This window comes from Candidatus Flexicrinis affinis, assembly GCA_016716525.1.
Lineage (GTDB): Bacteria > Chloroflexota > Anaerolineae > Aggregatilineales > Phototrophicaceae > Flexicrinis > Flexicrinis affinis.
The window spans coordinates 86240-101377 of the sequence record JADJWE010000004.1 but is presented as its reverse complement, the minus strand read 5'-3'; the positions used below and the strand labels follow the sequence as shown (position 1 = coordinate 101377).

Here is a 15138-nt window from a genome sequence, read left to right as displayed (position 1 = left end):
TCGCCATCATTATCCCTTGAGGCCCGAGTAGCTCACGCCTTCGACGAAGTAGCGCTGGAAGACAAAGAACAGGATCGCCATCGGAATGGTGGTAAACACCGCCCCGGCGAGGAACGTGTTCCACTCCAACGTCTCCCCGAACTGCCCCCTGAGCTGCGCCATGCCCAACGGCAGGTTCCACAAGTCCGCCTTGCCGCCGACGATGATCAGCGCGTCCATGAAGTTGTTCCACGTCCCCTGAAAGCTGAAGATCGTCAGCGCGGTAAGGGCGGGCGTGGCCATCGGCAGCACGATGCGGAAGAACATCGTAAAGCGGTTCGCGCCGTCCACCTGTGCCGCCTCCTCGATCTCGGTCGGGATCGACTCGAAGAACTGTTTCATCAGAAACACGCCGAACGCATCGGCCGCCAGCGCGAAGATCAGCCCCTGATACGTGTTCAGGATGCCGATCTCGCGCAGGATGATGAAGCGCGGAATGATCAGCACGACCGCCGGGATCATCAGCGTGCCGAGCACGACGAAGAACATGATGCGCCTGCCCGGGAAGTCCATGCGCGCCAGCGCGTACCCCGCCAACGAGTCGAACGCCAGCCGCAGCACCGTCACGAACACGGCGTAGATCACCGTGTTGGCGAACCACGACGGGAACGGATAGGTGCCCAGCACTTCGTCGTAGCCTTCCATCGACGGCTTGAAGGTCAGCCCGCTGACCGAGTCCTCAAGCGGGATCGACGCGCCGGACGCCGTGCGGCAGTCGATGAAGTTGAGCTGCGACGGAATGAACGCTTCCGGTGCTTGGCGCGTCCCCGGCAAGCACTTGAACGAGTTGGAGATCGTCAATACGAACGGGACGGTCTGGATCAGCGCGAACAGGATCAGGAAGCTCAGCCCGAAGATCGTGAGCAGGCGCCGCCCGAGGCCGCCACCCCCGCCGCCCGCTGTCTCCGCCGGGGCGGATCGAGTCATTGCAGTTGTCGCCATGTCGCCGCCTCCTTAGTACGCATCGACCGATTCGCGGGTAATGCGCCGCTGAATCAGGGTGAACGAGAAGATGATCGCAAACAGGATCAGCGCGGTCGCCGCCGCCAAGCCCATCTGCGAATTGTTGAAGCCGTTCGAGTACACGATATACGCGATCGTTAGCGTGGTCTTGGCCGGCCCGCCGCTGGTCATGACGGCGATCTGGTCGAAGACCTGAAACGTGCCGATCAAGCCAAGCGTCACCACGAAGAAGGTCGTCGGGGCTAGCAGCGGCACGGTGATGCGCCGGAACGTCTGCCAAGTGGTCGCGCCGTCGATGGCCGCCGCCTCGTAGACCTGCGGCGGAATGCCTTGCAGCGCGGCGAGGTAGATGATCATCAGTGTGCCGATGGTCGTCCACGTATTCAGGATCATGATGGTAAACAGCGTTACGCTTGGCCCGCTGATCCAGTCCCACAGCGTCAAGCCGGCAACCCGCGAGCTAGCCCAGTCGCCGACCGTGTCGCGCGTCACGCCCACCAATCCGAGGGCATTGTGGATCACCCCGTTCGGGTCGTTCAACCATGTCACCCCGTCGTAGTTCGGAAACAGCGCGCCGATCAGCACGTTGACCACGCCGCCGCGGGTGAACAGCCACATGAAGATGATCGAGATCACGACCGACGACGTGATCGACGGAAAGTAGAACGCTGTGCGGAAGAACCCTTTTCCCTTGAGCCACTTCTGATTCACGATGACGGCCAAGACCAGCGCCAGCACGGTCTGCGCCGGCACCACGCCGAGCACGAAATAGACCGTGTTCTTGAGCGAGAGGAAGAAATCGCGCTGCCGGATGCCCTGTTCGAACAGTAGATCCTGATAGTTCTCGAGCCCGACGAACTCATAGGCGTTGTCTTGCCCGCCCGCCAGCGCTGAAGGGTTGGTCACGCTCACGGTTTCGGCGAGGTCGCCCTCGATCACCGTGATGCTGTCCCGGCGGGTGTTTCCGTCCGACCCGGCGAACTCGTCAAGCGCGACGATCGTTCCCTCGGCGGTTGCTTCGGCCCCCGACGCGAGCGTGACGTCGGCGGTCAGCTCGTAGCGTACGGGGTTGTTGCCTTCGGTCGTGACGATCGTGCCGGCTGGGATCGTGACCGGATCGGCGGTCAGGTTCGTGAACTGCACGGCGCCCGTCGTCTGCGATTGAGTCTGACCCAGCGGCGTGATGCCGTTCCAGTTCGTAAAACTAACAAACAGCGCGAACGCGATCGGAATAAAGAGGAATATCATGAAGATGACCATCATCGGGGACATGAAGAGATATCCGGCGATGGTCTCCTCGCGGCGCTTGTCCGCCATCGTCGCTGCGGCGGGCGGCTGAGTGCTTGTCATGCTTGCCATATCGGGTGCCCCAGTTCTGCGGATGAAGCCGGACCGGCGAAGGCCAATGACGTAGGCGCGGCTAACCGCTGATCGGTGGTGCCGGGAGACGGGTTCGCGGCACGTCCGAGCGCGCCACTATATAAACGGGCGCGGCGGTATGCGAAATCATACGCCGCGCCCGCCTTGCATCACGGAGCTAGCCGCCCTGAATCTCTTCAGCGACGAGCGTGACCTCGAAGATCATGTCATCCACCGTGATCGACCCGGTGAACGCCTGCTCGAGGCCGGCGTTGAACGCGTCAACGAACGGGCCGTAGCCGACCGGAAGCTGCCAGCGGTGCGAGTATTCGCTGCCGGCGATGAAGGCGTTGAAGTCCTGTGCATCGACGTTCGCGCCCTCGGTGCGGCTTTCCCAGCTCTCGATGTAGGCCTCAGCCGCAGAGATACGGGTCGGCATCGGGCCGAAGCTGCTCTCGGCAACCGACAGCGCGCCTTCGTCATTGGTCAGGAAGTTCACGACATCCCACGCGGCTTCCGCCTCGGCGCCCTCGATATTGGCCGCAACGCCGTAGCACACGGTGAACGCCATGGTCGCTTCGCCCGCCTCACCAGCCGGCAGTTCCGTGACGCCCCAGTTCAGGTCGGGGTAGTTGTCGAGCAGGAACTGGATTACCCAGTTGCCTTCCATCGCCATCGCGGCGCGGCCGAGACCGAACGCCTCGCCGCCCCAGCCCGAGTCAACCGACGATGGAGTTCCGCCGATGCCATCGGTCGAGAAGCCGACGTAGAACTCGAGCGCCGCGCGACCCGCATCGCTGTCAAGCGCCAGATTGCCGTCCTCATCGAACAGATCACCGCCGGCCTGATACAGGAACGGCAGCCAACGCTCGAAGTTCGGCGGGGTGACCAGACCGATTACGCCGGCATCGGCGTCGGTCAGGGCTTCGGCCGCAGCGCGCAGATCGTCCCACGTCCAGTCGGCGTTCGGATACTCGAGGCCGGCCGCGTCGAACAGATCCTTGTTGTACTGCAGCGCCATGGTCGAGAAGTCCTTGGCCGGGCAGTAGGTCACGCCATCGAGCGTGAAGATGTCGAGCAGGTCGGGATACAACCCTTCAGGGTTCTCGATCTCGTCCTCGCCGACGGCGACAACACCCGCCTCAACCCAGTCGGGCAGGCGCGAGCTGTCGACGTAGAAGACCTGCGGATACTCGCCGGAGGCGAACGCGGTCTGCATCGTCACGGTGTGGTCGCTGGACGGCACGAAAGCGACCGAGACGTTCGGGTTCTCGGCCATGAACGCGTCGAGGCGCGCCTGCAACGCGGCGTCTTCCGCGGGGTTGGACGACCAGCCCGCGACGGTAATGCTGATCTGATCCTGCGCCGCAACGCCGAACGCCGCCATGCACAGGACCACGATAAGAAGGATGGAATTCAATGTCTTGCTGCGCATCGCTTCAGTACCTCCGAATTCTGTTCAACAATTCGCTGATCGAAATCAGCACGGACCGTAGAAACCGATCTGATCTGACGTGGAAGCTGGCCGATAGGACACTCCTTTTCGGTATGCCGAGCGCCCGCGGCACGCCAAGCGCGCACACGGGGATCAACAGCCGAACAGCCGTCATAAAACGATTTACTAAATCGTTTAACTAACTTTATCACGGGAGATGAACTTGTCAATTTCGCTCATTTGATTCTCAGAATGTGCCGGCCCGCCAGAGTACCCGAGTACCCGATTTCGACATCTTGTGCGCAGATTCCAATGAAACGCCGGTGCGGACCGACCGCGAAGTCAGCACGTATCCCCTGCCCCACTGAATTGGGCAGAAACGGGCAGTTCTTGCTACTCTATATGTACGGGAGCGTTACGAAGGGAGGTCTATTGGGGTACGCGTCGCTCATCCCCGGCGATATTGACGACGATCCGTCGCCAACGTACGCAGGGGGCACCACACTACAACAGCACCGTTTTTTCTAAGGGGGACAACAATATGTATCGCCGCAAGTGGACCGGAACGTTTCTATCGATACTCGTCGTAGCAAGCCTTTTCATGGCGATGATCGGATTTGCATCGCTTAACCGCACGTTCGCCCAAGACCGGACCCTCGTCACGCTCGGCTCGTGGGATGACGATAACGGCAACCAGCGCCATTTGGCCGCCATCGCCGATTTCGAAGCTCAGAATCCCGATATTGACGTAGAAATTCAGCCCAACCCGGGCGGTGACTGGCACACCCGCATCCTCACCCTGATCGCCTCGGGCGAACTCCCCGACGTCTACATGGTTGACTCCAGCTACATCCCGCTCTACGTCGAATCGGGCGGTCTGGCCAACCTGCGTCCCTACATCGAGGGCGAAAACGGCTTCGATCCGTCCGAGGTGTTCTATCAGGGCGTCTACGAGAACGGCTTCTATCAGGGCGATCCGTACGTGCTGGCTAAGGACTACAGCACGGTCGCGATCTATGCCAACCAGTCGCTGCTGGATGCTGCCGGCATCACGATCCCCGAAGACTGGACGTATGATGACCTGCTCGACGTCGCTATGCAGCTCACAGTCGACGCCAATGGCAACAACGCGGCCAGCCCGGATTTCGACCCCGAGAACGTGGTTCAGTGGGGTATGGATCATCGGGGTGACTGGTGGCGCGGTTTCCAGACTGCGATCTACTCGTTCGGCTCGCACACCATCAGCGATGACGGGACAACGCTGGACGGCTACTTCAACAGCGAAGGCGTGATCTCGGCCCTCGAGTGGATGCGCGACGCGGTTCACGTGTATCACGTAGCACCGACTAGCAACTACATCAGTTCGCTGCCGAACGGTGTGATGCCGGAATTCCTCAGTGGCAAGATCGCGATGGTGTTCGGTATGGGCCCGTGGTTCCTCGGCATGCTCGAAGGACAGCCCGGCTTCGAATACGCAATCCTGCCGATGCCGAGCGGCCCAGGCGGTCACCACGGCGCGGTCTGCTGGGCGGGCTTCGGCCTTGCTCCGACCAGCGAGAACCCGGATGCCGCATGGCTTCTGCTGAAGGCGCTCGGGACCGAGATCGGCCAGCGCCAGTACGGCGAACATGCGCTGTCGTCGATGCCGATCATCATGGAAGACAAGCTTGACCACCCGTTCTGGGGCACGTTCCTCAACGAGGTCGAGTACCTCGATTCGCTGGACGACCTGAAGAATCCCTACTACCTGCAGTGCGTGGGAACACCGGCAGGCAGCGAGATCACCGCGGTGCTCTTCGGGGAGAACGGCGCGGACGTCGACGTGGCAGAACTGGTGAACGAACGCATGCCGGAGTATCAGGCCTGCATGGATCAGCAAGGGTAAACACGCGTTTAGCCCGATTGGGTTCAGCGGCTCGCTTCGACGGGCCGCTGAACCCGTCGCGCCGGTTGTTCTTGAGAAGGCGCTGCCCGTACTGTCATCGTGTCCGTTGGGTTCCTGACTCGTCGGCAGCGCACGCAATCACTGAAGCATCTCTGGTGTGCAGTTGCAACCAGAGACCGAGGCTTGGGCCGAGATTGCGCCGGGGGAGAAATGGTTTTATTTCGACGTCCATTTGCAAATATGAGTCCTGCTGCCCGCCGCGAGGCCATCACCTTCTATATCTTGATCTCGCCGTGGCTGCTGGGCTTCATCCTGTTTATCGCCTATCCGATGGGCCGCTCGCTGTATCTGGCGCTGACACAGTACCAGATCGGCCGCGAGCCTGTATTCATCGGACTCGACAATTTCACGCGGTTGGCCAACGACAGCGACTTCTGGCGTTCGCTGAAGGTGACGGGGCTGTACGTGCTGGGGAGCGTTCCCGGCAGCACGGTCATCGCCATCGGAATCGCGATGCTGCTTGCACAGAAGATTCGCGGCATCAGCATCTGGCGAACGGTCTACTTCCTGCCATCCGTGGTCGCGCCGATCGCGGTCGCCGTGCTGTGGTTCTACGTGTTCAACCCGCAGTACGGGCTGATCAACACCTTGCTCGGGTATATCGGGGTCAAGGGGCCGGGCTGGATCACAAGCGAGGACTGGGCGCTGCCGTCGCTGGTCTTCATGAGTTGGTGGACAGTCGGTGGGCAGGTCATCATCTACCTCGCCGGACTGAAGAACATCCCGCGAGAGTACTACGAGGTGGCAGAGGTCGACGGCGCAGGGCCGTGGGCGCGGTTCTGGAACATCACGATCCCCATGCTCAGCCCCACCATCTTCTTCAACGTCGTCCTCGGCTTCATCGGCGCGACGCAGATCTTTGAGGGACCGCTGGTGCTCACCAACGGCGGGCCGAACAAAGCCACGCTGACCTACATGCTGAACCTGTATCAGGAGGCCTTCCAGATGGGCAGCCTCGGGTACGCGTCGGCGCTGGCGTGGGTGCTGTTCGTCGTCATCATGGCACTTACACTCCTGATTATTCGCTCATCGAGCCTTTGGGTTTACTACGAAACGGAGAGAGAGAAAGCATGACGGACGCTGCGCACTCCTCACCGTTAACCACGTTCGAACACGTCGAATCGGTCCGGCGCGCCGGATCGCCCGTGACCCGCAGCATGGGCCGGGCGTTCACCTACTTGGTCCTGTTCATCGGCGGCACGATCATGCTGTTCCCGCTGTTCTGGATGTTCACGTCCAGTTTCAAGCCGGAGTGGCAGATTCTGGCCCAGCCCCCGATCTGGATCCCCTCGATGTGGATTCACGAGGCGGCTGGCAGCACCACGCAGGAATTCCCGCTGTGGTGGGTGACCAACCCGGCCGGCGAGGACGAGCAGGTCATCAAAGTCGGGGTGCGGCGCTTCACTACGGTGGTCGACGCCAACCAACTGCCTGAACTGCTGTCCGTCCCTGCCGATCAGTTGAGCGCGCCGCAGTCCCTACAAGTTGACGGCGCCGTACTCAACGTGCGGACGTGGACCGCCGAAGACGGCACGACGCAAGACGTGGTGGCGATCTCCCGCGATGGCAGCAATCTCGTGATCGCCACGGTCGACGCGCTGCGTTCGATCGCGTCGATCCGGCCGCTCGACGAAGTCAACGCCGGCGGGCGCGCGACGCTCGAGGCCAGCGGTTTCCGGCTTCAGGGCCGCGAGCTTGAGGAAGAAGGAGTCACACTGCTGGCGCTCGGCCCCGAGTCCGAACTCACGGTGGTCGCTCCGAAAGACGTCGCCGCTTCGGCGGAGCTCGTACCGGCAGGGAACATCGAAGGCGCAGGCATGGGCCAGTTCGGTAGCACTGAACTGCCGATCTACACGCGCACCGGCTTCCCTGAGGACGAGAAGTACGTGCTGTTGAGCGCCGAGTCGTGGCAGCCGATCATCGACCTCGGCGTCGCCCGAGAATCGGGGTTCGCCGTACCCAACAGCGCGCTGTCCGATGTCGAGACGCGCCAAATCAACGACACGCCGGATATGCGCGTTGCGACGGCTGCGCTAGAGGACGGCACCCAGCGCGAGGTGGTGGTGCTGGTGGCGACCAGTACCCAATCTTTTGTGATCCCGACCGACGAGGTGACGTCGCTGCGGCTCGCTCCACTCGGCAAGTTGGCACAACCGTTCGTCGCCAATCTCGACGGCGTATCGGTGAGCTACCGCGACGACTATGTCGAGTTTGAGGAGCGCATCCCCGTCGCAATCGTCAGCCAGCGGCGAGACATGGACCTGATCGTCAAGCAGTCGGCCATCACGAGCGCGTTCGACGTGCCGAGCCAGTCGCCTTCGCCTGTGCTGCAGACGAACTTCAGCCTGCAGAACTACATCGACGCGCTCTCGAAGGATTTGGGCGGCGCATCGTTCGTCACGTTCTTCCGCAACTCGATCATCCTTGTTGTGCTCAACCTCATCGGTCACTTTCTTTCTGTCACGGTCGTAGCCTATGCCTTCGCGCGGCTGCGTGCCCCGGGCAAGAACACGCTGTTCATGATCCTCCTTTCGACGATGATGCTGCCGGCGCCGGTGATGCTCATCCCCACGTTCGAAATCTTCCAGAAACTCGGCATGGTGAACACGCTGTGGCCGCTGTTCGTGCGGGCGTTCTTCGGCAACGCGTTCTTGATCTTCCTGCTGCGCCAGTTCTTCATGTCGATTCCGATGGAACTGGAAGAGGCCGCACGCATCGATGGCGCATCGACCCTTCAGGTTCTGCGCAAGATCATCATTCCGCTGAGCCTGCCCGCGCTCGCCACCGTCGGGATCTTCACGTTCTGGTGGACGTGGAATTCGTTCTTCGAGCCGTATGTGTACCTGAGCAGTCCGCAGCAGTACACCGTATCGCTCGGGCTGGCGTTCTTCAAAGGGCAGTACAACACGTCGTTCCACTTGCTGATGGCCGCGTCGATGGTGGTCATCTTGCCGATCATCGTGATCTTCTTTTTTGCCCAGCGGTACTTCATCGAGGGCATCCAACTCACGGGTCTAAAGGGTTAGGTTGAAAATCGAGTCGAGTTCAAACGCAATTACTGGACAGCTTCGCGCCGGACTTGCGGCGATTTTCCTATTCGCCGGCGCCGGCCTCGCCTATGAAATCGCGCTGACACGCGTGTTCTCGGTCATTCTCCAGTATCAGTCGGTGTTTCTGGTCGTATCGGTGTCGATTCTGGGCTTGAGCGCGGGCGCTGCCTTCGCCACCTTGCGCAGACGCGACAAGACACGGACAAACGAGTGGGCCGAGCTCACCGCGGCCGCCGGTGTAACGGCGGTGCTGTTGGTGGTGGCCGCCGCCGCCATCGGGTGGCTGCGCTCCGCCGACGGCACGATCGTCGCATTTGTGGCGGCGATGCTGCCGTTTGCCGGGATCGGCTTCGTGAATGCGCGCCTGTTTTCGGCGTTCGCCCGTTCGGGGGGCACGCTGTACGCCGCCGACCTGCTCGGCGCGACTGTCGGTTTGCTGGCGGCGTTCGCGGCGATCAGTTGGCTCGGCGGGTTCGATCTCATTCTGGCGCTGGCGGTGTTGGCGGCCGTCGGGGGCGTGATCCTCGCGTGGCTGAGTGCGTCGCGTACGCTGCGCGTCCGGTCGTTGATCTTCGCCGGTCTGCTCGCGCTGGGATTCGTGCTCAACCGCGGTGTGGGACTGATCGAATTCTCGCCCGGAGCCATCGCCAACGCCCCGCCCGACAAGACGCTGATCCACTTGATGCAAGCCGGCGAAGTCGCCGTGCTCGAAACCCGCTGGGATCCGTTCGCACGGCTGGACATGGCGACCTTCGGCGACGATTCGATTCGCTACGTCTTCACGGACGCCGGCGCCGGCAGCTTGATGATCCGCTACGAAGGCAGCGACGACGAGATCGGTTGGATGCGGCGGGAGATCGAGTACCTCCCGTTCGCCACGGCGCCAAACGCCGATCGCAGCGTGCTCATCATCGGGGCGGGCGCGGGGCGCGACGTGCTGATGGCAAAGCTGGCCGGGGCCGGGTCGATCACGGCGGTCGAAATCAACCCCGCGCTGGTCGACTTGACCCGCGACACGGCAGACTTCAACGGCGGCGTGCTGGACCTCCCCGGCGTGCAGACCGTGGTCGCGGACGGGCGCAACTTCGTCGAGCGAACCGATCAGGCCTACGACCTGATTTACGGCAACGTCGTCTACAGCCAAGCCGCTGCGCCCGGTCACTCGGCGCTCTCGGAAAGTTACGTCTTCACGCGCGAGGCGCTTCACGCCTATTGGACGCACTTGAGCGACACAGGCGAAATCGCCTTTGTGACGCATCAGGGTATCGAGGGGATCAAGCTAATCGTCGCGGCGCTGGACATGCTGCAAGGCGAAGGCATGACGATCCAAGAGGCGTTGGATCGCGTGGCGCTCGCAACCCGCAGGTCGGGCGATGTCCAGTCGCGCACGGCGCTGGTCACCATCCGGCGGCAGGCATGGACTCCAGAGGAGACCAGCGCGTATGTCGAGGCCGCGCGCGCGATGGACGTCGGCCTGCTATACCTCCCCGGTTTTCAGGAAATCGGCTTGGAGGGGCTGGCGACCGGCGCCGTCACGATTGAAGGGTATGTCGCCGCTAATGCCGACCTGTTCGACTACAGCCCGACCACCGACGACAGCCCGTTCTTCTACCAACTAGTTCCGGGGCTGCCATCCGGCCTGAGCGATCTGCTGCTGGTCAGCCTTGCTGCGGCGTTCGTGTATCTGTCGTGGGCCGTCTTCTTCTTCGTGCGAAACGACGGCATGCACTGGAAGCGCGCCGTGCTGACGCCATTCTTTGCGCTGTTGGGCGCGGCCTACCTGCTGGTCGAGATTCCGCTGATCCAACGTTTCAGCCTGCTGCTCGGTCAGCCGTCGCTGGCGCTGGTGGTGGTGATCGGCTCGATGCTGCTGGGCAGCGGGCTTGGCAGCCTGTTCAGCAGCCGGTTCGCGCTGACCGCGCTGCCGCGCCGCGTCACCATCATCGCCGCGCTTGTCGCCGTGGTCGTCGCGCTGACGCTGCCTGTCTACTCCGCGCTGATCGGGTGGGCGCTGCCATTCGGCCTCGAAGTGCGCATCGTCGTGACCGTGGTCGCCATTCTGCCACTTGGCTTCGTGATGGGCATGCCTTTCCCCAGCGGCTTGCGCGTCGCGCATGAAGCCGATGCGCGCGGAATCGCGGCGTTTTGGGGCGCAAACGCCGTGACATCGGTCGTCGGCTCCGTGCTGGCGATGGCTCTGGCGGTCGAGATCGGGTTCTCGGCGGCGCTGATGGCCGGCGCGGCCTTGTATGCGGCCACTGCCGGGCTGGTCCGGCTCACGTGGCACCGTGTGTTGCAGTTACCCGCAGCGGGAGGCGCACAGTGAAAGTGAACGTTGTTCCTGAAAACGGCATGGTCGTCACCGAGTCCACGCGCCTCGCGCCCGGCGTATACGTCCTGCCAAACGGGTTGTCGATCGGCGCAGACGGTGTGACGCTTGAAGGCGAGGACACACAGATCATCAGCGGGGCAAAAACCGGCGCGGGAATCAGCGTGCAAGGGCACAGCAACGTCACGGTTCGCGGCCTGTACCTCTCCGGCTATTACCACGCCGTGCGCGCCGACGCGTGCCGCGACCTCGTCATCGAAAACGTCACCGTGCGCAACACCGCCGAAGTCGACGGCATCACGACCTTCGTTTACCTGTGGAAGACGCTTGACTGGCTGGAGGTCGAGAAGGCGTACGGCGGCGCGATCCTGCTTAACAACGTTCAGGGCGGTGCGGTACGTGGCTGCGATCTGCAGCACCAGATGAACGGCCTCATGATGTACCGATGCTCCGGGCTGATGGTCGAGGACAACAACGCCTCGTTTAACAGCGGCTGGGGCGTTTACCTGCACGATTCCAGCGACAATGTGGTGCAGGACAACCAGATTGACTTCTGCAACCGCGTCTACCGCCGCCCCGAAGACGGCTCGGTCCGCGTCGAAGCGGACGCCGCGGCCATCGTCCTCGTCATCAACTCGTCGCGCAACAAGGTGCTCCGCAACAGCTGCCTATGCGGCGGCGACGGCATCTTCGTGGCCGGCTACTACCATCCCGGCGGCGTGACCCCGTGCAACGACAACCTGTTCGAGGACAACGACTGCCGGCTCAGCCCGAACAACGCCATCGAGTCGACGTTCTCCAAAGGCAACGTCTTCCGGCGCAACAATTGCAGCCGGTCGAATTACGGCTTCTGGATGGGTTACTCGTGGGACAACGTGCTCGAAGACAACATCATCGAGTTCAACCGCTTCGTTGGCATCGCCGCCGAGCACGCCTACGACTTCACGATTCGCAATAACAGTATCCGGCTGAACGGCGAAGGCATCCGCTTGTGGACGCGCGGCGGCGAGGTGCTGCCGCACTGGCCCGGCCACGAAGTCCCCTACAACTTCGACATCGAAGACAACATGATCGAATCGAACGGGCTGGGTTTCGACGGCACCACCGGCGACGAGTCGCCCGATGCGCAGTCGCACAACTTCCGCCTGAGAGGCAATACGTTCCGCGATAACCGGGTGGGCGCCCGCTTCGGCCGCGCACGCGATTGCACGGTCGAAGGCAACACCTTCGCAGCCAACGTCGAGGCCGCGCTGCTGCTGGTCGGCGATCCCGGCGTCGCAGTCGGCCAGAACACATTCGACGACAACGCCAGAGACATAGAGAAACGTTAGGGCTTGTCCATGCCGCCAGAATCGATGTCGCTAGATGGTGAGTGGCAGTTCAGCGTGGGGGATCATACCGGCACGATTCAGGTGCCCGGCGTGTGGGAGGTTCAGGGCTACCCGGCCGACGTGTACGGCCCTGCCGTGTATCGTCGCGCGGTCGAGATTCCGGCGTCGTGGGAAGGCGCGCGGGTCGTGCTGCGCTTCGGCGCAGTGAGCTATTTCACCGAGGTCTATGTCAACGGCGCGCTCGCCGGCACACACGAGGGGCTGTGGACGGCGTTTGAGATCGACGTGACTGAACATGCCTTGGCCGGCCGCCCGAACCAGATCGAGCTGCGGGTGATCAAGCCGGGCAAGGGCGACGCGCAGTTCCACTTCCGGGACGTACTGGTCGGGTTCATCCCGTATGTATCGCTCACGTTCGGCGGGCCGTGGCAGAGCATCGAATTGATTGCGCGGCGCGCGCCTCACGTGAGTTCGCTGCACATCGAACCGGACATGCAGACCGGCTGCGTCGCGATCGAGGCGGCGCTGGACACGCTGCCGGCTGATGCACAGGACTGGTTCGTCTCCGCACAGATTACCGATCCGGCTGGAAACGTCGTCGCCAGCGAACAAGCACCTGCTGCGGGATCGTTCCAGACGACACTGCACGTACCGAACGCGCAAGCATGGGCGCCGCAGTCCCCGGCGCTGTATCGCCTCGTCCTGACGCTGCGGCACGGCGCCGACATCGCCGATACGACCGAGCGAAGTTTCGGTTTCCGCCAGCTCAGCGCAGACGGCGAACAGCTTCTGTTCAACGGTACGCCTATTCACCTGCGCGGCGTGCTGAGCTGGGGCTGGGACCCGGCGACTCTGGCCCCGACCCTCAGCGAAGCGTCGATCCGTGACGAGTTTCGGCGTGTGCGCGAACTGGGGTTCAACCTCGTCAAGCTCTGTCTGTTCGTCCCGCCGGACATCCTGTTTCAGATCGCCGACGAAGAAGGCATGCTCCTCTGGCTCGAACTGCCCCTGTGGTACCAGCGCATGAACGACCACTTGCGACAGCAGGCGGTGATCGAATACGCGGACATCTTCGCCGCCGTCCATCATCACCCATCGGTCGTCATCTACAGCTTGGGCTGTGAACTCGGTAGCGACATGGCGGACGCGGTGCTGCTGGACAACCTGAACACACAGGCCCGCACAGCGACGACCGGCGCGATGATTTGCGACAACAGCGGATCGGGCGAGGCGTACAGCGGCCTGAGCTTCGACTTCGCCGACTTCAACGACTATCACTTCTACTGCGACCTGCACTACTTCGGCCCGCTGGTCGACCACTTCAGCCGCGATTGGCGCCGTCCGAGGCCGTGGATCTTTGGCGAGTTCTGCGACTCCGACGATTTTCGTGACGTGAACGAGATCACGCAGGCCAACGGCGGCACACGACCGTACTGGCGCGATCTGCTGGGCATCGACGGCGGGCTGCATCGCTGGAGCTATGCGATTCAGGAAACGCGCATGGCGGAGTTGGGTCTGCCGTTCAGTGCGCAGCAGTTGGTACACATCTCGCGCAGAGAGTCGCTCATGGTGCGCAAGTTCATTCTGGAGCACGTGCGCTCACGCGCTGGCATGGGCGGCTATGTGGTGACGGGCCTGCGCGACACGCCGATGACGACATCCGGAGTCTTTGACGACCTCCACCGCCCGAAATTCGCCGCGACCGAGTTTCGCCAGTTCAACGCCGACGCCGTCCTCGCGCTGGAACACGGGCGGGCCCGCGTGTGGCGTCACGGCGGTGACCGGCCCGCCCCGCGCGATCGGTTCAATCACGTGGCTGGCGCATTGGCCGAATTCCGCGTCGTGCTGTCTAACGCAGGCGCGCCGCTCGACGCGCGTGCGCTGCGCTGGCGGTTGGTCGGCAGCGGCGAACACGTCATCGACAGCGGAGAAATCGTGCTCGATACCACTCTGCCGGCAGGGCGGCCGCAGGAGGTCGCCGGTTTCGGCCTGCGCCTGCCGGAAGAATCTGAGCCGGCGCAGTACCGGCTTGAGGTCGAACTCGATGCAGGCCAGACGATTCGCAACCAGTGGCCATTGTGGGCGTATCCGAGCGTCCAGCAGTGGCCGCCGGTCTGCGTCTACGATCCGTCCGGGAGCTTGGCCGCGCTTGACGACCTCGTCAGGGAGGCGACGCCCGTGCAGCACCCGGCGGACGCCGACCGCGTGCTGGTTACGAGCGCTGCCACACCTGAAGTGATCCAATTCGTGCGTGATGGCGGCCGTGCACTGGTGATCCAACCCGGCGCGGGCGCATTTCCGTCGACGGACTGCCCGTTCTGGCGCGAATCGATCAAGCTGCTGTACGACCACCCGATCCTGCGCGCGTTCCCGCACGACGGGTACGCCGACTTGCAGTTCTACAGCTTTGCCCCGGACTACGCGCTGGATTCCGCCGCGTTCAAGGCGCAGGTGGGCGGCGACTGCACCGTCGTGCCGATCGTCCAGCGCCTCGACGCCCGCCAATTCTTCCTGCTCGACTACCTGCTCGAAGCCCGGCTTGGCAGCGGGGCGATGCTGGCGACCAGCCTGAATTTCGCAGGGGGCGCCGGCGATCAGATCAGTGTGTTCGCCGACCACGCCGCGGGGCGGCATCTTCTCCACGAGTCGATCAAATACCTGTCGGACTAAACAAGCAGCGAAATTCA

The 15138-nt window shown here is 62.8% G+C and carries 9 protein-coding genes; 6 read left to right on the top strand and 3 right to left on the bottom strand.

Annotated features, from left to right (window positions below; all coding sequences use genetic code 11):
• Window positions 1-9: 9 nt before the first annotated feature.
• The 3 genes from IPM16_12865 to IPM16_12855 form a co-directional block, all read right to left on the bottom strand.
• Window positions 10-981, bottom strand: coding sequence for a carbohydrate ABC transporter permease (locus IPM16_12865; protein ID MBK9123989.1), 972 nt, complete (start codon window positions 979-981; stop codon window positions 10-12).
• A 12-nt stretch (window positions 982-993) separates the two neighbouring features.
• Window positions 994-2361 (bottom strand): ABC transporter permease subunit, encoded by a 1368-nt coding sequence (locus IPM16_12860; GenBank protein MBK9123988.1) that lies wholly within the window; start codon window positions 2359-2361, stop codon window positions 994-996.
• 178 nt (window positions 2362-2539) lie between these two features.
• Window positions 2540-3796, bottom strand: a complete 1257-nt coding sequence (locus IPM16_12855; GenBank protein MBK9123987.1) for an ABC transporter substrate-binding protein — start codon at window positions 3794-3796, stop codon at window positions 2540-2542.
• A gap of 541 nt (window positions 3797-4337) precedes the next feature.
• On the opposite strand from IPM16_12855, the gene IPM16_12850 reads away from it, so the two are divergent.
• The 6 genes from IPM16_12850 (at window position 4338) to IPM16_12825 (ending at window position 15121) form a co-directional block, all read left to right on the top strand.
• On the top strand, window positions 4338-5681 hold the full coding sequence (locus IPM16_12850) for a sugar ABC transporter substrate-binding protein (protein ID MBK9123986.1): 1344 nt from the start codon (window positions 4338-4340) through the stop codon (window positions 5679-5681).
• Between the two features lie 210 nt (window positions 5682-5891).
• Window positions 5892-6815: a sugar ABC transporter permease gene (locus tag IPM16_12845; protein ID MBK9123985.1), complete on the top strand. Its 924-nt coding sequence runs from the start codon at window positions 5892-5894 to the stop codon at window positions 6813-6815.
• Window positions 6812-8767 carry an ABC transporter permease subunit gene (locus tag IPM16_12840; protein ID MBK9123984.1) on the top strand — a complete coding sequence of 652 codons (1956 nt, stop codon included), beginning with the start codon at window positions 6812-6814 and terminating at the stop codon, window positions 8765-8767. Before IPM16_12845 ends, IPM16_12840 begins: the two co-directional genes overlap by 4 nt.
• 1 nt (window position 8768) lies before the next feature.
• Window positions 8769-11117 carry a hypothetical protein gene (locus IPM16_12835; protein MBK9123983.1) on the top strand — a complete coding sequence of 783 codons (2349 nt, stop codon included), beginning with the start codon at window positions 8769-8771 and terminating at the stop codon, window positions 11115-11117.
• On the top strand, window positions 11114-12451 hold the full coding sequence (locus IPM16_12830) for a right-handed parallel beta-helix repeat-containing protein (GenBank protein MBK9123982.1): 1338 nt from the start codon (window positions 11114-11116) through the stop codon (window positions 12449-12451). The genes IPM16_12835 and IPM16_12830 overlap by 4 nt, the downstream gene beginning before the upstream one ends.
• 9 nt (window positions 12452-12460) lie before the next feature.
• The gene (locus IPM16_12825) at window positions 12461-15121 is read left to right on the top strand and encodes a hypothetical protein (protein MBK9123981.1); all 2661 of its coding nucleotides are present in this window, start codon (window positions 12461-12463) and stop codon (window positions 15119-15121) included.
• Window positions 15122-15138 lie beyond the last annotated feature (17 nt).